At 55.2% G+C, this 18,665-nt stretch carries 18 protein-coding genes; 9 read left to right on the top strand and 9 right to left on the bottom strand.

The genetic code is table 11. The annotated features are described in order from the left end of the window. Positions 1-9: 9 nt before the first annotated feature. From B3X29_RS04150 to rmf, 5 genes are all read left to right on the top strand, one after another. Complete coding sequence (locus B3X29_RS04150; RefSeq protein ID WP_103178951.1) at positions 10-1,917, top strand: ABC transporter ATP-binding protein; 1,908 nt, start codon at positions 10-12, stop codon at positions 1,915-1,917. Between the two features lie 18 nt (positions 1,918-1,935). Continuing rightward, entirely contained in the window at positions 1,936-3,189 is a 1,254-nt protein-coding gene (gene pqiA / locus B3X29_RS04145) for a membrane integrity-associated transporter subunit PqiA (protein WP_103178952.1), read from the top strand. 4 nt (positions 3,190-3,193) lie between these two features. After that, positions 3,194-4,831, top strand: coding sequence for an intermembrane transport protein PqiB (gene pqiB, locus B3X29_RS04140; RefSeq protein ID WP_103181058.1), 1,638 nt, complete (start codon positions 3,194-3,196; stop codon positions 4,829-4,831). Continuing rightward, entirely contained in the window at positions 4,831-5,394 is a 564-nt protein-coding gene (pqiC, locus tag B3X29_RS04135) for a membrane integrity-associated transporter subunit PqiC (protein WP_103178953.1), read from the top strand. The genes pqiB and pqiC overlap by 1 nt, the downstream gene beginning before the upstream one ends. A 255-nt stretch (positions 5,395-5,649) precedes the next feature. Next, the gene (rmf, locus tag B3X29_RS04130; RefSeq protein WP_010429337.1) at positions 5,650-5,817 is read left to right on the top strand and encodes a ribosome modulation factor; all 168 of its coding nucleotides are present in this window, start codon (positions 5,650-5,652) and stop codon (positions 5,815-5,817) included. Between the two features lie 73 nt (positions 5,818-5,890). Here the strand turns inward: rmf and fabA are convergent, their stop codons facing one another. Beyond that, positions 5,891-6,409 carry a bifunctional 3-hydroxydecanoyl-ACP dehydratase/trans-2-decenoyl-ACP isomerase gene (fabA, locus tag B3X29_RS04125; protein WP_000227926.1) on the bottom strand — a complete coding sequence of 173 codons (519 nt, stop codon included), beginning with the start codon at positions 6,407-6,409 and terminating at the stop codon, positions 5,891-5,893. A 68-nt stretch (positions 6,410-6,477) separates the two neighbouring features. Further along, positions 6,478-8,238, bottom strand: a complete 1,761-nt coding sequence (locus tag B3X29_RS04120) for an AAA family ATPase (RefSeq protein WP_159339194.1) — start codon at positions 8,236-8,238, stop codon at positions 6,478-6,480. 186 nt (positions 8,239-8,424) lie between these two features. Between B3X29_RS04120 and matP the strand changes: the two genes are divergently transcribed. After that, positions 8,425-8,880: a macrodomain Ter protein MatP gene (gene matP / locus B3X29_RS04115; protein WP_103178956.1), complete on the top strand. Its 456-nt coding sequence runs from the start codon at positions 8,425-8,427 to the stop codon at positions 8,878-8,880. Positions 8,881-8,946: 66 nt separating this feature from the next. On the opposite strand, the gene ompA is transcribed toward matP, so the two are convergent. After that, complete coding sequence (ompA, locus tag B3X29_RS04110; protein WP_103181059.1) at positions 8,947-10,002, bottom strand: porin OmpA; 1,056 nt, start codon at positions 10,000-10,002, stop codon at positions 8,947-8,949. A gap of 354 nt (positions 10,003-10,356) precedes the next feature. Next, positions 10,357-10,866, bottom strand: a complete 510-nt coding sequence (sulA, locus tag B3X29_RS04105; RefSeq protein WP_156654225.1) for an SOS-induced cell division inhibitor SulA — start codon at positions 10,864-10,866, stop codon at positions 10,357-10,359. Positions 10,867-11,083: 217 nt separating this feature from the next. On the opposite strand from sulA, the gene B3X29_RS04100 reads away from it, so the two are divergent. After that, positions 11,084-11,713: a TfoX/Sxy family DNA transformation protein gene (locus B3X29_RS04100; protein ID WP_159339193.1), complete on the top strand. Its 630-nt coding sequence runs from the start codon at positions 11,084-11,086 to the stop codon at positions 11,711-11,713. Here the strand turns inward: B3X29_RS04100 and yccS are convergent. Beyond that, the gene (gene yccS, locus B3X29_RS04095; protein WP_103178959.1) at positions 11,694-13,829 is read right to left on the bottom strand and encodes a YccS family putative transporter; all 2,136 of its coding nucleotides are present in this window, start codon (positions 13,827-13,829) and stop codon (positions 11,694-11,696) included. The genes B3X29_RS04100 and yccS overlap by 20 nt on opposite strands. 18 nt (positions 13,830-13,847) lie before the next feature. After that, complete coding sequence (locus tag B3X29_RS04090) at positions 13,848-14,294, bottom strand: YccF domain-containing protein (RefSeq protein ID WP_103178960.1); 447 nt, start codon at positions 14,292-14,294, stop codon at positions 13,848-13,850. Between the two features lie 123 nt (positions 14,295-14,417). Here B3X29_RS04090 and helD point away from each other — a divergent pair, with 123 nt between their 5' ends. Continuing rightward, a complete protein-coding gene (gene helD, locus B3X29_RS04085) occupies positions 14,418-16,472 on the top strand; it encodes a DNA helicase IV (RefSeq protein ID WP_159339192.1) in 2,055 nt (684 codons plus the stop codon). 39 nt (positions 16,473-16,511) lie between these two features. Here the strand turns inward: helD and mgsA are convergent, their stop codons facing one another. Then, complete coding sequence (gene mgsA / locus B3X29_RS04080; protein WP_103178962.1) at positions 16,512-16,970, bottom strand: methylglyoxal synthase; 459 nt, start codon at positions 16,968-16,970, stop codon at positions 16,512-16,514. A gap of 79 nt (positions 16,971-17,049) precedes the next feature. Beyond that, entirely contained in the window at positions 17,050-17,712 is a 663-nt protein-coding gene (gene csgI / locus B3X29_RS04075) for a curli synthesis inhibitor (protein WP_103178963.1), read from the bottom strand. Positions 17,713-17,882: 170 nt separating this feature from the next. Here csgI and B3X29_RS04070 point away from each other — a divergent pair, with 170 nt between their 5' ends. Next, positions 17,883-18,296 (top strand): CoA-binding protein, encoded by a 414-nt coding sequence (locus tag B3X29_RS04070; RefSeq protein ID WP_103178964.1) that lies wholly within the window; start codon positions 17,883-17,885, stop codon positions 18,294-18,296. Between the two features lie 37 nt (positions 18,297-18,333). Here B3X29_RS04070 and hspQ read toward each other — a convergent pair whose 3' ends face one another. Then, the gene (gene hspQ / locus B3X29_RS04065) at positions 18,334-18,651 is read right to left on the bottom strand and encodes a heat shock protein HspQ (RefSeq protein ID WP_103823342.1); all 318 of its coding nucleotides are present in this window, start codon (positions 18,649-18,651) and stop codon (positions 18,334-18,336) included. Positions 18,652-18,665 lie beyond the last annotated feature (14 nt).

The following is an 18,665-nucleotide window of genomic DNA, read 5'->3' as shown; positions in this document are numbered from 1 at the left end:
GAAAAGTAAATGTCATTAATTAGTATGCATGGGGCGTGGCTGTCGTTCAGCGACGCGCCGCTTCTCGATAATGCTGAGCTGCATATCGAAGATAACGAACGTGTCTGTCTGGTGGGGCGTAATGGCGCCGGAAAATCGACGCTGATGAAGATCCTCAACCGCGAGCAGGGGCTGGATGACGGGCGCATTATTTACGAACAGGATCTGGTTGTGGCGCGTCTGCAGCAGGATCCGCCGCGCAACGTTCAGGGCAGCGTCTACGATTTTGTCGCCGAAGGCATCGAAGAGCAGGCCGAATACCTGAAGCGCTACCACGAGATCTCACATCTGGTGATGACCGATCCCAGCACCAAAAACCTGAATGAGATGGCGCGCCTGCAGGAGCTGCTGGATCATCATGGCCTGTGGCAGCTGGAAAACCGCATTAACGAAGTGCTGGCGCAGTTAGGTCTGGAAGCGGACATGCCGCTGGCCTCTCTTTCTGGCGGCTGGCTGCGTAAGGCGGCGCTGGGCCGGGCGCTGGTCAGCGGGCCGAAAGTGCTGCTGCTCGATGAACCGACTAACCACCTGGATATCGAAACCATTGACTGGCTGGAAGGGTTCCTGAAAACCTTCAACGGCACCATTATCTTTATCTCTCATGACCGTTCGTTTATCCGCAATATGGCGACCCGTATTGTCGATCTCGATCGCGGCAAGCTGGTGACCTATCCGGGCGATTACGACACCTATCTGCTGGAAAAAGAGGAAAACCTGCGGGTAGAGGAGCTGCAAAACGCAGAGTTTGACCGCAAGCTGGCGCAGGAAGAGGTGTGGATCCGTCAGGGCATTAAAGCGCGTCGTACCCGTAATGAAGGCCGCGTCCGTGCCCTGAAAGCGATGCGCCGCGAGCGCAGTGAACGCCGCGAGGTGATGGGCAGCGCGAAGATGCAGGTCGAAGAGGCGAGCCGTTCAGGCAAAATCGTCTTTGAGATGGAAAACGTCAACTACCAGGTCGACGGCAAGGTGCTGGTGAAGGACTTCTCCGCCCAGGTTCAGCGCGGCGACAAAATCGCCCTTATCGGCCCGAACGGCTGCGGTAAGACCACGCTGCTGAAGCTGATGCTGGATCAACTTAAGGCAGATAGCGGCCGCATCCACTGCGGTACCAAGCTGGAAGTGGCGTACTTCGACCAGCACCGCGCTGAGCTGGATCCGGATAAAACGGTGATGGACAACCTCGCCGAAGGCAAGCAGGAAGTGATGGTGAACGGTAAGCCGCGCCACGTGCTGGGCTATCTGCAGGACTTCCTGTTCCATCCCAAACGGGCGATGACCCCGGTGCGCGCCCTCTCTGGTGGGGAGCGTAACCGCCTGTTACTGGCGCGTTTGTTCCTGAAACCCAGCAACCTGCTTATTCTTGACGAACCGACCAACGATCTTGACGTTGAAACGCTGGAACTTCTGGAAGAACTGATTGATAGTTATCAGGGAACTGTGATGCTGGTCAGCCACGATCGTCAGTTCGTGGATAACACCGTCACCGAATGCTGGATCTTCGAAGGCCAGGGACGAATTGGTCAGTATGTGGGCGGTTATCACGATGCCCGTGGGCAGCAGGCACAATCGCAGGCGACAAAACAGTCAAAAGCGAAGGTGGAAGCGGAAGTTGCTGTTCCAAAAGCAGAAAATAGCAAACGCACCACGGCCAAATTAAGCTATAACCTTCAGCGCGAACTGGAAGGCTTGCCGCAGCGTCTGGAAGAGCTCGAAGCCAGTCTGGAAAGTTTGCAGGCTCAGGTGGCAGACGCGTCATTCTTCAGCCAGCCGCATGACTATACTCAAAAAGTTCTGGCCGATATGGCCCAGGCTGAGCAGGCGCTGGAAGAGGCATTTGAACGCTGGGAATATCTTGAGGCTCTGAAAAACGGCGCATAAGTTAAACATGGAGCCAGTATGTGTGAACATCACCATGCCGACCGGCATATTTTATGCTCACAGTGCGATATGCTCGTGGCGCTTCCGGTGCTCGAGCATGGCCACAAAGCGGCATGCCCGCGCTGCGGGACAACGCTGACAACAGAGTGGGACGCGCCGCGGCAGCGTCCTACTGCTTATGCCATTGCTGCGTTGTTTATGCTCTTTCTCTCCAATCTTTTCCCCTTTATTAATATGAAGGTGGGGGGGATCACCAGCGAAGTCCATTTGCTGGAGATACCCCGCGTGATGTTCTCAGAGAATTACGCCAGTCTGGGAACATTCTTTTTACTTTTCGTCCAGATCGTACCGGCGTTTTGCCTGGTGGTTATCTTACTTCTCGTGAACCGGGCGCATATGCCCGGAGCACTGAAAATCAGGCTGGCGCGGATCCTGTTCCAGTTGAAAAGCTGGGGGATGGCGGAGATTTTCTTAGCCGGTATTCTGGTGAGCTTTGTTAAGCTGATGGCCTACGGCGATATCGGCATTGGCAGCAGTTTTATTCCCTGGTGCCTGTTCTGTATCCTGCAACTACGCGCGTTTCAGTGCGTGGATCGCCGTTGGGCATGGGACGATATCGCTCCTGCGCCCGTATTGCCGCAAACGCTGCAACCCGGTGTGCCGGGAATCAACCAAAATTTGCGCTTATGCGCCTGCTGCACAGCGATCCTTCCTGCCGACCAGTATGTCTGCCCGCGTTGCGCAACAAAAGGGCATGTGCGGCGTAAAAACAGTCTTCAGTGGACCATGGCACTGCTTATTACCTCCATGATCCTCTATCTCCCGGCCAACATACTGCCGATTATGATTACCGACCTGCTGGGCGATAGAATGCCATCGACTATCATGGCCGGGGTTGTACTGCTATGGAGTGAAGGCTCCTATCCGGTTGCGCTGGTGATCTTTATCGCCAGTATTATGGTTCCCACGCTCAAAATGATTGCGATTGCCTGGCTCTGCTGGGATGCCAAAGGACACGGCAAGCGTGACAGCGAGCGGATGCATCTGATCTATGAAGTCGTAGAGTTTGTCGGGCGCTGGTCAATGATTGACGTCTTTGTGATTGCCGTCCTCTCTGCGCTGGTGCGTATAGGCGGATTAATGAGTATCTATCCCGCCATCGGAGCGGTAATGTTTGCATTGGTCGTGATTATGACCATGTTTGCGGCCATGACTTTCGACCCTCGGTTATCCTGGGATCGTGAGTCAGCGTCGAGCCATGAGGATGAATAAAAGCATGGAAAAGAGAAGCGGAGAGGCGAAAGTGCAGAAGGTCAGAAACTGGTCGCCGGTGTGGATTTTCCCCATCGTGACTGCCCTGATCGGTGCCTGGATCCTGTTTTATCATTACAGCCATCAGGGTCCGGAAGTGACGTTAATCACCACCAACGCCGAGGGGATTGAGGGCGGTAAAACCACCATCAAAAGCCGCAGCGTGGATGTGGGGGTCGTCGAAAGCGCGACCCTGACTGACGACCTGACACACGTAGAGATCAAAGCCCGTCTCCACGCTGGCATGGAGAAGCTGCTACACGGCGACTCGGTGTTCTGGGTGGTGAAACCGCAGGTGGGCCGTGAAGGCATCAGCGGTCTGGGCACGTTATTATCCGGGGCATATATTGAACTGCAACCGGGGAAAAAGGGCGTCCAGCCAGCGGAATATCAACTGCTGGACTCACCGCCGCTGGCGCCACCCGATGCGAAGGGGATCCGCGTCATCCTCGACAGTAAAAAAGCGGGCCAGCTGAGTCCGGGCGATCCGGTATTGTTCCGCGGTTATCGCGTGGGTTCCGTTGAAACCAGCACGTTTGACACCCAAAAACGCACCATCAGTTACCAGCTGTTTATCAATGCGCCTAACGATCGCCTGGTGACCAGCAACGTGCGTTTCTGGAAAGACAGCGGTATCGCCGTAGACTTAACCTCAGCCGGTATGCGCGTCGAAATGGGCTCACTCTCTACGCTCTTCGGCGGTGGCGTCAGTTTTGACGTGCCGGAAGGGCTGGATCAGGGCCAGCCGGTGGCGCAGCACACGGCATTCAAGCTCTATGACGATCAGAGAAGCATTCAGGATTCGCTCTATACCGACCATATCGACTACCTGATGTTCTTCAAAGATTCTGTCCGCGGCCTGCAGCCGGGCGCGCCGGTTGAATTCCGCGGTATCCGTCTCGGAACCGTCGCTAAGGTGCCGTTCTTTGCGCCGGGTATGCGCCAGGTGCTGGATGATGACTACCGTATTCCGGTGCTGATCCGCATTGAGCCGGAGCGGCTGATTAATCAGGTTGGCGATACGCCGGACATTGCTCAGCATATCGACGGGCTGATGAAGCGCGGCCTGCGCGGCTCGCTCAAAACCGGTAATCTGGTGACCGGGGCGCTGTATGTGGATATGGACTTCTTCCCGAAAGAGCCGCCGCTAAAAGCGATCCGCGAGTTTGGCGGGTATAAAATTATCCCGACCGTCAGCGGTGGCCTGGCGCAGATCCAACAGCGTCTGATGGAAACGCTGGATAAGATCAACAACCTGCCGCTCAATCCGATGATTCAGCAGGCCACCAACACGCTTAGTGAAAGCCAGGCGACGATGCGCCGACTGCAGGCCACGCTGGATAATCTCAACAAGCTGACCGCCAGCCAGTCGATGCAGCAGCTGCCGCAGGACATGCAGAAGACGCTGCGTGAACTGAACCGCAGTATGCAGGGCTTCCAGCCGGGCTCCGCGGCATATAACAAGATGGTGGCGGATATGCAGCGCCTCGATCAGGTTCTGCGTGAGCTCCAGCCGGTACTGAAAACGCTGAATACCAAGAGCAATGCGCTGGTATTCGAAGCAAAAGAGAAAAAGGACCCTGAGCCGAAGGGGGCTAAATAATGAAAAAATGGCTAATCATCACCGCAGTGGCGCTTCTGACCGCCTGTAGCGCATCAGAGAACAAGAGCTATTATCAGCTGCCGCTGGCAGCGCAGGCGGGCGGGCAAACGACGGCCAGCCAGGGGAACCGCCTGCTGTGGGTCGAACAGGTAGCGGTCCCTGATTATCTCGCCGGTAATGGCGTGGTCTATCAGACCAGCGATGTGCAGTACGTCATCGCCAGCAACAATCTCTGGGCCAGCCCGCTGGATCAGCAGCTGCGTAACACGCTGGTCGCCAACCTTGGCAGCCAACTGCCGGGATGGGTGGTAGCCTCGCAGCCGCTGGGAAGCGACCAGGATACGCTTAACGTCAATGTCACTGGCTTCCACGGGCGCTATGATGGCAGGGTGATCGTCAGCGGGGAGTGGCTGCTAAACCATCAGGGTCAGCTGATCAAACGACCTTTCCATCTGGAGCTGATCCAGCAGAAAGATGGTTACGATGAGATGGTAAAAGTGCTGGCCCAGGGCTGGGCGCAGGAGTCTGCCAGCATTGCGAGAGAGATCTCCCGACTGCCATAAGTAAAATTCATCGCACGGAGCCGCACTTGGCTTGATGCTAATTGCGGCTTTTTTTTCGTTTGCCCCTCAGGCGGTTACTTGTGCCGCGTCACAATTTTTGTACAAATGAACTTTTGTGTAGCTCACATTTATGACACTGGCGTGAATTTTGCGCATTGACGCTCGGCGGTAATCAGGGTATTCGTTATCTGTGATTGCACATTTTGTAATCACTGTTTTCTTTTCCACCAGATCAAATAATGAGGGAAACGAGGCATGAAGAGACAGAAACGAGATCGCCTTGAAAGGGCTCATCAACGTGGTTATCAGGCTGGCATCGCCGGACGTTCAAAAGAAATGTGTCCCTATCAGACCTTGAATCAGAGGTCACAATGGTTAGGGGGCTGGCGAGAAGCCATCGGAGACAGGGCAGTACTTGCTTGATAGCGTCTCTTTAAAAAAAGAAACCTCCGCACTGCGGAGGTTTCGCCTTTATATGCTCTGGTAAAAGCAACAATCAGAATGCGGAGGTGTCCTGGAACAGACCCACTTTCAGGTCGTTCGCGGTGTAGATCAGACGCCCGTCGACCAGCACTTCGCCATCCGCCAGGCCCATAATCAGGCGACGGTTAACAATGCGTTTGAAGTGAATACGGTAGGTAACTTTTTTCGCGGTCGGCAGAACCTGACCGGTGAATTTCACTTCACCCACGCCCAGCGCGCGGCCTTTACCTTCGCCACCCAGCCAGCCGAGGTAAAAGCCAACCAGCTGCCACATCGCGTCCAGACCCAGGCAGCCTGGCATCACCGGATCGCCAATAAAGTGGCAACCAAAGAACCACAGGTCCGGGTTGATATCGAGCTCTGCTTCTACGTAACCCTTATCGAAGTTGCCGCCGGTTTCCGTCATCTTCACGACACGGTCCATCATCAGCATGTTCGGGGCCGGTAACTGCGGGCCTTTCGCGCCAAACAGTTCACCGCGACCAGAGGCAAGAAGATCTTCTTTTGTATAGGATTCGCGTTTATCTACCATGTTCTCAGTATGCCTTATTTTAGTGAAGGACGCAGGATAGCTAACACGTGTACGCTGAACAAGTCCGATCAGTTTGGCGTGAACCAGTTCAACCAGCGTAACGGCCAGGGATAACGGTGGCGCGCTTCCTGTTGCGTTGCCTGCGCAATACGTTCCTGGATAGTCTGCATCAGTGTGGTTTGCCCCTCGGCGTCCCACTCCAGGTTTGTCAGTAAGGGTAGCGCATCTGTAATGTCTTCGATGGCCCAGAGGCTGAATTGTTCCTCTTCTACCGCCTTCAGCAGTTCCTGACTGAGGCTGAGATGACGCACGTTCGGAAGAGGAATGATCACACCCTGTTTACCGCTCAGCCCACGCTGCTGGCAAACGGTAAAGAAGCCCTCGATCTTCTCATTCAGACCGCCGACCGGCTGCGCGCGACCAAACTGGTCCACGGAACCGGTGATCGCAATGCTCTGATTCACCGGCACATCGGCCAGGGCGCTGATGAGGGCACACAGCTCTGCCATCGACGCACTGTCGCCATCCACTTCGCTGTAGGACTGCTCGAAGGTCAGCGAGGCGGTGAAGGGGATCTGCTGCTCGAGCTGCAGTTCCGACATCAGGAAGGCCTGCATGATCATCATGCCCTTGGCGTGAATATTCCCGCCCAGCTCGGCTTTGCGTTCGACATCGATAAACTCACCGTCGCCGATATGCACGACGCAGCTGATACGCGACGGCTCGCCAAAGGCGCGCGGGTGGCCAGGGAATTCAATTACCGACAGAGCGTTGATCTGCCCGACGCGTTCGCCTTCGGTTTCAACCAGGATCTGCTCAAGCAGGATCTCATCCTGCATGCGATCGGCAAGATAGCCTTCACGCCATTCGCGCTGCACCAGCATCTGGGAGAGCTGTTCGCCGGTGACCGTATCGTCTTCGGTCATGGCTGCGGCTTCACGCAGCTGTTTGCCAAGCCAGAGAGGACAAAGCGGCAGAGTCTCCTGATCGCCGGTATAGCGGACCGCTTCACGGATCAGCACCGGCCAGGCATCGGCAGCAGGCGTTGGCAGCTGCGCACGCTGGCAGACGGCGTAAACCCACTGCAGCCATTGCTGCATATCTTCAGCATCCGCAATCTGGGTACTCTCTTCAAACTCGCTGTAGACCACCTGGTCGGCCAGTTCGGGTTCCATCTCCTGGAAATCCGCCAGCGCTTCGCGATCGCCGATGAGCACCACTTTCAGGGTGAGCGGCATAGAGGGCACAGCGACCGGAAGAGGGCGCGACTCGTCGTAGGCCACCCAATCGAAGCGCTGCTGGCTAACGCTGTTTTTCAGGCGCATCCACAGAAGCGGCTGAGCAAGCAGCGTGCGCAGGGAGATAACCAGCATGCCGCCGTTTGCCTGATGAACCAGACCGGGGTGCAGGGTAAGTTCACCGTTAAACTGGCGCAGACAGCCGAACAGCTGCTCTGCTTCTGTCCAGCCCGCCTGGACGATGTTGCCGGTGACAGCAAAACGGCCATCGGGTACGGTGGCGGGTTCAAAGGTAACGGTATGCCCATCGATGCGGTACTCACCACCAAAGACCGTTCCGGCTTCTGGCTGCAGCTGCCGCATGGCATCTGCCAGAAGATTCAGATACTCCGCTTCGTCTGGCGCTTTCAACAACATGAATGGTGAGGTAGCCCATGGGCTTAACACCTGCTCCAGCGCGTAATGCAAACGGGGCTGAGTGTCGCTGAGGATGTATTCGTCTTCTTTCGCGAGATCTGGCTGTGCAAACAGTTCCTGATAACTGTCGGTATCCGGAACAAGGTCACGCCATGCAAGTTTCGTAATGGTCAAAGTTGATGTTTTTTAGTCAGAAGTAAAACGATGGAGTATACCGTAAGGCGCAGGCTCTGCACATGAGGGAATCGGGGTTTCCGGGCAGGAATGCGTCACCGCGTGTCACAGGATATGATTTCTTTTCAGCAGATTGCTAAAAAACTGATATTCTGAACACAGTTACACGGTCACACTGAGATCGCAATGAAATATCAACAACTGGAAAATCTCGAAAGCGGCTGGAAATGGAAGTATCTGGTCAAAAAACACCGTGAAGGGGAGTTGATCACCTGCTACCTCGAAGCCAGTGCTGCAAAAGAAGCTGTAGATTTATTGCTGACCCTCGAAAATGAACCCATTCTGGTCAATGGCTGGATTGAAAAGCATATTAATCCTGCCTTACTGAACCGAATGAAGCAGACTATCCGTGCGCGGCGCAAACGGCACTTTAATGCTGAGCATCAACATACCCGTAAAAAGTCGATTGATCTGGAGTTCATGGTCTGGCAGCGTCTGGCCGGGCTCGCCCAGCGACGGGGGAAAACCTTGTCAGAAACCATCGTACAGCTGATTGAAGATGCGGAACATAAAGAGAAGTACGCCAGTCAGATGTCGACCCTGAAAACCGATCTCCAGGCGCTGCTGGCCGGTAAAAAGTAGCGTTTTACTTTACTTCAGGCAATAAAAAACCCCGCAACATGGCGGGGTTTTTTGTCAGACGATAACTTATGCCGCTGGCTGAGTTACAACGTCTTTGATGCCTTTAACTTCGATCTCTACGCGACGATCTGGAGCCAGGCAGTCGATCAGTGCAGCGCGAGCTTTCACGTTGTCACAGGTAGAACCGGTAACTGGGTTAGATTCGCCCATACCACGTGGGGAGATCTTGTTAGCCGGGATACCTTTAGAGATCAGGTAGTCAACAACGGACTGAGCACGTTTCTCAGACAGACCCTGGTTGTAAGCGTCAGAACCGATACGGTCGGTGAAGCCCAGAACCACGACGGAACCATCTTTAGGATCCAGGTTGCTCAGCTGGGTGTACAGCTGATCCAGTGCCTGCTGACCTTCTGGTTTCAGGGTTGCTTTGTTGAAGTTGAACAGAACGTCAGACTTCAGAGTGAAGTGCTTGGTCTGTACTTCTGGAGCCGGTGCTGGAGCTGGAGCAACGATTGGCGCTGCTTCTTCCTGCTGGCCGAAACGGTAGGAAACACCCACGCTCAGCATGCCGTTGTCTGGACGAACACCAACGGTGTTGCCGTCGCCGATGTTGTTAACCCACTGGTATTCCAGACGGGTAGCAACGTCACGGGTCATAGCCCACTCAACGCCACCAGCGAATACTGGGGATACGCCGGTGTCATGGTCGTCGCCAGCGATGCTGTTGCTGGAGTCTGCACGCCATACCATGCCGCCCAGACGGGTGTAGATGTCTACAGCGTCATTTACTGGGTAGCCCAGTTTAGCAGTCAGCTGAACGCCCTGAGCTTTGAATGCGCCGTTAACGTTGTCGCCTTTGTAAGGCATACGGCCCAGCCAGTCGTAACCCATTTCGAAGCCAACGTACGGGTTAACCTGATAACCACCGAACGCGCCTGCGCCCAGCTGGCTTTCATGAGTTGGACCGTCGTTGTTCAGAGCGTCGTTATACCAACCAGTGTCATGGAACTGAGACCAGCCCAGTTTACCACCAGCGTACCAGGTATTATCTTTCGGAGCGGCCTGCGCTACGGTAGCGAAACCAGCCAGTGCCACTGCAATCGCGATAGCTGTCTTTTTCATTTTTTGCGCCTCGTTATCATCCAAAAATCGCCATGAGAATCTCAATGAGAGTCACGGTTAAATCCTTCACCGGGGGGCGGGGACAAAGAGTAAACCTACCGATATCTTCGGCTTAGGCCGAGCACCCCTGGCGATGTAAAGTCTACAACGTACCTGAAAACTTACAAGTGTGAACTCTGTCAGGCATATGAAAAAAAAAGTTTTGTATACACAATATTTAACATTTATTGCGCAATTTAAGGCGTGCTAAAATGAAGAAAGCCGCGGCAGACAAGACTTTTCGCGGCTTTTTTATAGAGAACCAACGGCGTACAGAGGGCGCAAAAAAAATTCCAGGAATACTCTTATTTTTACTTAATGATACAAATTGGAGTGAATTTTTAGCCCAGAAAGGTGTCCGTTGCCCAGAGCATTCATTCGAATGGGACGCATTATGAAGCCGAGCGCATTACCTTCTTCGGCGGCTTCAGCCAGACGATGTTGCTCCGTTTCCGTCAACTCGTGCGTAAACCAACCGATCACGACGCTGTAATTTCCGGTACGTAACGCCCTCACCATTGAATCTACAGTATGGCATGGATCCATCTGGCTTATCTGCATCACTTTTGCGAGCGGCAAGCCGGCGGACTGCACCCATTCCCGGCTCAATTTCTGCTGCGGCGTAAGCCACAGCTGCCAGCGCGACTGCTGACCAAGCTGCTGTAACAGTGGCAGCAATAACAGCTGCGTCATCATGGGCTGGTCTTCACGGTAGAGCACTTCACTAATCAGCCCGGTGGAAACAGGCGCAGTGGAATTCAGCGCGCTTTTACCTGCGGTAGAAGAGAAAGTAGTTGAACGGTTTGCATAGCCTGAAGAGTACATAATCAATCCAGCCCTGTAGTTACTGTATGGATATACAGTAACCCCTGTGCGACTAAAGATCAACCTCATTTTCGGAAAGCTCCTCGCAAATTTGGTTTGTAATTCAGTCGTATTGAAAAATCAGCTTGCCGTTCAATCATAAGTTACCTATTTTTTGGCTAACGGATCCGTTAACAAGCGACTTCATCATTACTCCATGATTTAAAAGGGAAATATCATGAAAAAGTTATCGTATGAACGGATCTATCAATCAGCAGAATACCTGTCTCCTCTGGGCGAGGTTCAGTATCGTGCCCTGTTTGGCGGTTACACTCTGGCGGTAGATGACACGGTATTTGCCATGGTGTCGGAAGGGGAGTTATACCTGCGGGCCTGTGAAGAGAGTGCACCCTACTGCGTAAAGCATGCCTCGTCTTTCCTGTCGCTGGTGAAGCGGGGGCGGCCGGTGTTGTTAAACTATTTTCGCGTCGATGAAGGACTCTGGCAGGATCGCGAAACGCTTCTGCAGCTCTCGTCGTTTGCGCTGGAGGCGGCGCGGCGGGAGCGCTGCGAACGCTACAAGCGCGAGAGGCTGAAAGATTTACCCAATCTCACCTTTCAGCTGGAGATCCTGCTCTATGAAGCGGGCATCACCAATGAAGAGGCATTACGTGAGCTGGGAGCAGAACAGTGCTGGCTGAAGATCAGAGCGCTGAACAAGCACCTCAGTTACAAGGTGCTGTTTGCGCTGGAAGGGGCGATCACCGGGCTCCACGTCGCTGCGCTCCCGGAAGTCAGACGCCAGGAGCTGGTGGAGTGGTACAAAAAGCTGCCGGTTGAGACGCCCGTCACTCCGGCAGTTGATTAACGTGCTGTTGTAGATGGCAAATTTCTGGCAGCAACGCGATGAGCAGACCAATCTGCTGCAGCACCAGAGGCGCCTTGCTCTCTGCGCCTGGCTCAATATGTGAAATGCGTTGCGCCAGTTCGCTTAGTGCCTGTTGAACACGAGGCTCATCCGCCGGACGTTGATGAAGCGCATCATCAACATAGCAGACCGCATCGTCGAGCAACCCCAGGATTGCGGGGTTGTTGAGCCGCTCGCGGTGTGCGCCCAACGCGGCGATGTAGCTGGTAAAAGTATGGTTCAGGCACAGCAAACGGAATGCGATTTCACGGGTTTCTGCGGTTGCCCGCGGCTCCGTGGACATATTCGACACCACAGAAGCCAGCTCCGCGTCGCGGTTATAGGCGTCACGCCGGGCTATACGGTACGCCAGACGGTTATCGCGCCCCTGGTGATACTGCTCAAGGATGGCATCGAGATAACGGCAGTTAGCATTCATCGCCTGATCCAGCACCCGAGGCAGATTACGGAACCGCCAGTCTGGCCAGATGAAACTCACTGCAGCCCAGGCAATGGCGCAGCCAATTAACGTATCAATGACGCGCGGCAAAGCTACCTCAAAGCCTTCCCCAAGCAGGTTAAAGCAGAGCAGCACCAGCAGGGTGATAAACATGGTGGCGTGGGCATATTGCACATTGCGAAACGCAAAAAACAGCACGCCGGTGATCACAATTAAGATCAGCTGGCCTTCCAGCGAAGGGACAAAGTAAAGGATGGGTAACCCGACAGCGACCCCTACCAGGGTGCCGAGAATACGCAGCGCCAGCCGATGGCGGGTGGCGTTGTAGTTGGGCTGACAGACAAAGAGGCTGGTAAGCAAAATCCAGTAGCCGTGATTAAGCCCGGTTATCTGTATAAAAGCATAACCAATACAGAGCACCAGCGACATCCTCACCGCATGGCGAAACAGCGCCGATTCCGGAGAAAAATGACGACTTAAACGCAGCCAGATATCGCTAAACCCATGCAGACTGTCATCCGCAAGCTGGTTATTCACATCATTACCGGGTGTTGCCAGCGCCTGCTCAGATTCGATGGTGGCGAGCTGGGCATCTATGGCGCGTAAGTTATTTAACAGAAAACCCAGCGCTTTCATCTGCTCAGCAGAGGTGCCGCTGGCCTGAACGCGGTCGAGCGCTGCATCCAGGTGGGTAAACGCCCGTTCAAATCGCGGATCGTGCTGATAAGGGGTGCGCAGCAGAATGGAGCGCGACAGCTGCTGGCAGGCTTGCGACTGCATGGACAACAGACGCTGGAAGCGGAACATCACGTCGCTGTAGCGAAACTTTTCGCGCAGATCGGCGTACTGAATATGCGATGAGCTGGCGCGCTCGTGGATATCCTGCGCCACAAAGTAATAATGTAAGGTTCGGCGGGTGCCGCGCTGACCGCGATCGCCGCGTAAACGGGTGAGTAACGATGCTTTGGTCTGGTTTAGTGTGGTCACCAGTTGCCCGTTCGCCAGGGCCAGATCGTACAGCGGTGCCTGGCCATCATCTTCAATATCCGGATCGAAGAGCCGGGACTTTAATTCCAGATAGTGGGCCAGCTGCTCATAGCTGCGGGCCAGATTATCCTGCAACGGGCGAATGGGAAAAATAAGATGCCCGGCGAGCGTCAGCAGGTTATACCAGACCGCGCCCAGCAACAGCAGCACCGGCTGTTGATACCACTGGTCATACAGCGACACCCCCAGCATGGTATAGATGGCAATAAGCAGCGCGCCAAAGGCGATGGTGGCGTAGCGCTGGCCCAGCCCACCCAGCAGAATAAAGACGCTGGTGGAGAGCGTCAGCCCAATCGCGAAAAACCATGGCCACGGGAAGAGCAGCTCAACCGATGCAGAGGCGATAAAAAAGCAGATCAGGGTGATAACCAGATTGCGCAGCCGACCGGTAAGGCGATCGTCCAGGTCGGCCAGCGCACCGGCAACCACCCCCAGCGTCAGCGGGATGGTCAGCTTTACTTCGCCCAGCCACCAGGGCAGGGCGGTGCTGCCACACAGGGCAATAAAGATCCGGGCATTGTAGAGCCAGGCGCTGTTCAGGGTGTAGCGGCGAAGCAGGGGGCTTAGCATGGGCGCGCGGAGTCCTTGTTACGGAAAACGACGGCGGGCGTTGGCTTCCCGCGCGGCGCGGGCCACTTCCACCGGCACAACCCGGCGTCCGACCGGCCATAGAGCGATGGCGGCAATTTTGAAATTGGCGATCCCGACGGGGATGCCAATCAGGGTCAGGCACTGGGCGATCCCCGCCGCAATATGCATCACACACAGCCACCAGCCGAAAAAGATCAGCCACAGAATATTGAGCAGCGTTCCGCCGGTGTTCATCAGCGTACTTTTACTGTCAGGCTCCAGTTCATCCACGTGAACCGCTTCGTTACCGTAAGGCACCAGCGAGAGTTTGGTGATTTCCCAGCAGGAGCGCGTCAGCGGCAGGGTGAAGATCAGCACCACGCTGACCAGCGTCGCCAGCAGCCAGGAGAGGGTAGTGACAAAACCACCCAGCACAAAATTCAAAATATTCAGAACGGTACGCATAAAACCTCAATTCTTGCCGTAATGTTGAAGCCCTGCTGATTGTAACGTTTTTTTGCGCTGGAGCACCTGAAAACTGGCAGTTAAACTGTTATGCAATTATTCACGTCGTGGATCAGGCTGGACATGGAACTGAAAGCAACATCGTTAGGCAAGCGCCTGGCACAACATCCGTACGACAAAGTCGTTCTGCTCAACGCCGGGGTCAAGGTCTCAGGCGAACGTCATGAATATCTCATCCCTTTCAACCAGCTATTGGCCATTCACTGCAAACGCGGCCTGGTCTGGGGGGAGCTGGAGTTTGTTCTGCCCGATGAAAAAGTGGTCCGTCTGCATGGCACCGAGTGGGCGGAAACCCAGCGTTTTCACCACCATCTGAACACGCTCTGGCAGCAGTGGAGTGCTGAAATGAGTGAGGTGGCGGCGCAGGTCCTGCAAAACGCGCTGAATGACATTGCCGCAACAAATGAGCAAAACAGCTGGCTGACGCGGGAAAAAACGCTCGGTTTGCAGCAAAAAATTCGCCAGGCGTTACAGGCCTTGCCATTGTCCGTCTCACGGCTCGACGAGTTTGATAACTGCCGGGAAGCCTGGCGTCAGTGTCAGGCCTGGCTGGAAGACATTGACCAGAGCAGGCTGGCGCACAATCAGGCGTGGACCGACGCCATGCTCAGCCAGTATGCCGACTTTTTTGCCGGTATTGAGTCTTCCCCCCTCAATCCGGCCCAGGCCCGGGCGGTGGTCAATGGCGAGTCGTCGCTGCTGGTGCTGGCCGGTGCCGGTAGTGGCAAAACCTCGGTGCTGGTGGCCAGGGCAGGCTGGCTGCTGACCCGCAATGAAGCCTCTGCCGATCAGATTTTACTCCTGGCCTTTGGCCGTAAGGCGGCCCAGGAGATGGATGAGCGGATCGAGGCGCGGCTGCATACCCGCGACATTACCGCCCGAACCTTCCACTCCCTTGCCCTGCACATCATTCAGCAGGGGAGTAAAAAGGTGCCCGTGGTCAGCGAGCTTGAAAATGACACCGCGGCGCGGCAGAAGCTATTTATCGATGCCTGGCAGCAGCAGTGTAGCGATAAAAAAGCGCAGGCCAAAGGCTGGCGCCAGTGGCTGGAAGAGGAGCTGAACTGGGACGTGCCGGAGGGCAGTTTCTGGCAAAACGAGAAGCTGGCGCGCCGACTGGCACCCCGGCTCGATCGCTGGGTAAGCCTGATGCGCATGCACGGTGGCGCTCAGGCAGAGATGATTGCCGGCGCCCCTGAAGAGGTGCAGGCGCTGTTTTCAAAGCGGGTGAAGTTGATGGCACCGCTGCTTAAGGCGTGGAAAGCTGCCCTGAAAGCAGAAAACGCCGTTGATTTTTCCGGCCTGATTCATCAGGCGATCGTTATTCTGGAAAAAGGTCGTTTTATCAGCCCCTGGAAACACATACTGGTGGATGAGTTTCAGGATATCTCCCCTCAGCGTGCGGCGCTGCTGGCGGCGCTGCGGGCACAGAACAAGCACACCACTCTGTTCGCCGTGGGGGACGACTGGCAGGCGATCTATCGCTTTAGTGGCGCACAGCTGTCGCTGACTACCGCGTTTCATCACTACTTTGGCGAAGGCGATCGCTGCGATCTCGATACGACTTACCGGTTCAATAACCGGATCGGTGAGATTGCCAACCGCTTTATCCAACAGAACCCGCATCAGCTGGCAAAACCGCTGAACAGCCTCTCGGCAGGGGACAAAAAAGCGGTCACGCTGCTGGCAGACGATCAGCTTGATGCCCTGTTGGATAAGCTCAGCGGTTACGCCAGACCGGAGGAGCGCATTCTGGTGCTGGCGCGCTATCACCATCTCAAGCCCGCCAGCCTGGAGAAAGCCGCGACCCGCTGGCCAAAGTTGCAGCTGGATTTTATGACCATCCACGCCAGCAAGGGGCAGCAGGCGGACTATGTCATCGTCGTGGGGTTACAGGAAGGAAGCGACGGTTTCCCGGCGCCTGCGCGCGAATCGGTCATGGAGCAGGCTCTGCTGCCTGTGACTGAAGACTTTCCCGATGCCGAAGAGCGGCGATTGTTATATGTGGCGATGACCCGCGCCCGCCACCGGGTCTGGTTGCTGTTCAATAAACAGCAGCCGTCACGCTTTGTGGAGATGTTGAAAAACATCGATGTGCCGGTGGCACGGAAACCGTAGGCCGGGTAAGGCGAAGCCGCCACCCGGCAGGACGGGCATTTACTTCAGACGTTCAGCCAGATAGCGCTGATAATCCGGGATCAGGATCTCCACCGGCGAGTTGAACTGTGGGGATTCGATAATAAAGTCCGCCGTCGACAGGTTAGTGGCGACCGGAATATTCCACACCGTTGCCAGACGCAACAGGGCTTTTACGTCCGGATCGTGCGGTACTGCATTGAGCGGGTCCCAGAAGAAGATCAGCACATCAATCTTTCCTTCCGAAATCTGGGCGCCCACCTGCTGATCGCCCCCCATAGGGCCGCTCAGCATGGCATTCACCTGCAGCCCGGTCTCACGATGGATCAGGTTGCCGGTTGTTCCGGTGGCCGAAAGCTGATGTTGTCCCAGCAGGGATTTATGACGCTGAACCCAGTTGAGCAGCATCTGTTTGCAGTGATCGTGCGCGACAAGGGCGATATGTTTGCGTTCCGGCAGTGTGCGGGTTGTGAGTTCCATAGTCTCTATCCGTTAGTTAACTGGCTACAGATTACTGGAAGCACCTGACGCTGCAAGAGAAAGGGATAAAAAATGCGGCTCAGGACGAGGGTTGTTGCTTCGCCCATTGCAGGAAACGGCTTCGGGTCTCGGGATCGGCCTGGGCAAACCAGTATTTCAGGCGCTGCTCCGTCATGCTCTGGGATTGCGGTGGCGGCATATCCAGTTCAGACACGCCGGACAAGAGCGTGCTGTCATCGGCCATGGTGGTAGAAAACTGCGGTATCGAGGCGCTCTGCCCGGCTTTGTTATAGCGCTCGGTATCGTACTCGTAATTGACGCCGTTCGGCGTATTGGTGATCGCCAGAATATCCAGCTTGACCGGAATCGGGGTCGCGTCACCATCCAGCAATTCGATTTGCGGTGATTTATCAAAAAGTTGTGACTCTTTTTCTGTTTCCAGCCGCGGAAGGCTAAAATTAACCTGACTGATCCGCTGGGTGTTAAAGCTGGCGACCAGAGGAGGGGAGATATAGATGCGCTCCTCGTGATTGCCAAGGCGAATGGTTTTTTCTACCCGGAAGACAATCTGATGCGGACCGTTGTCCAACTCTATGCTATCGGCGCCGCGCAGCAGGGAACTGGAGACTTTTTTGCCATCAAGTACCAGCAGGTCGATGTCTGTAGAGAGCCGCAGCGTTGTGGCGAAAACGCAAACCGGCATGAGCAGCGCAAACAGACTCCAGGCAATGCCGGTTTTCATAGAGAGCCCTCTTAAAAGACATGCGTCTTGAATAATGTATCAAAATTTTTCGTTAATCATATTTACTAACATATAGACAGGGTCCGGCAATTTGCCCTCATACAGACGTATGGGATGAGAAGATACTTAACGGCGCTGATACCCGGTTTGAACGAGCCAGGAGGAGATAAATGAAAGAGAACAACATAGCTGACATCCTTACCACCACCCGAACCATTGCGTTGGTAGGGGCGAGTGATAAGCCCGATCGCCCGAGTTATCGGGTGATGAAATACCTGCTCGACCAGGGCTATCACGTGATCCCGGTATCACCAAAAGTGGCAGGCAAAACATTGCTGGGCCAGCAGGGATACGGCACCCTGGCGGAAGTACCGGAAAAAATCGATATGGTGGATGTGTTCCGCAACTCTGAAGCGGCCTGGGGGGTGGCGCAGGAAGCCATTGCGGTCGGGGCGAAAACGTTGTGGCTACAGCTCGGGGTAATCAATGAACAGGCGGCGGTGCTGGCACGGGATGCAGGCCTGAATGTGGTGATGGATCGCTGCCCGGCCATTGAGATCCCCCGTCTCGGGATGGCGAAGTAATAAAAAACCCGGTCAGCCGTGGGCTACCGGGTTTTCATTAGTTACGCAGGCGCGGCGCCTGCAACTGTTTGCGGATCGTTTGCGCCAGTTCATCCATCGATGGCTGTTCAGGATGTTCATCCTGCTGTTCGCTACTTAACTGGGCTTCGGCAAGATAGGTATGCACGGCCTGGCCATCGTCATCTTCCATCACCACGTGGTACCAGGGCGCGGCGCGGAGTTCTGCATTCACCGCCAGCTCATCCGCTGACGGCTCGTCGAGAGAATATTCCGGGTCGATATCCACGACCACACCCAGATAACCTAACAGGGAATGGCGGACCTGCTGGCCGATACCGAATTTGCTGGCATTCATAGTCACCTCCCGGG

Origin of the sequence: Leclercia sp. UBA5076, from assembly GCF_002416465.1 — a bacterium.
In the GTDB taxonomy this organism is placed as follows: domain Bacteria; phylum Pseudomonadota; class Gammaproteobacteria; order Enterobacterales; family Enterobacteriaceae; genus Enterobacter.
Note: the sequence above shows the minus strand (reverse complement) of the source record. Positions and strands in the feature narration are given on the sequence as shown.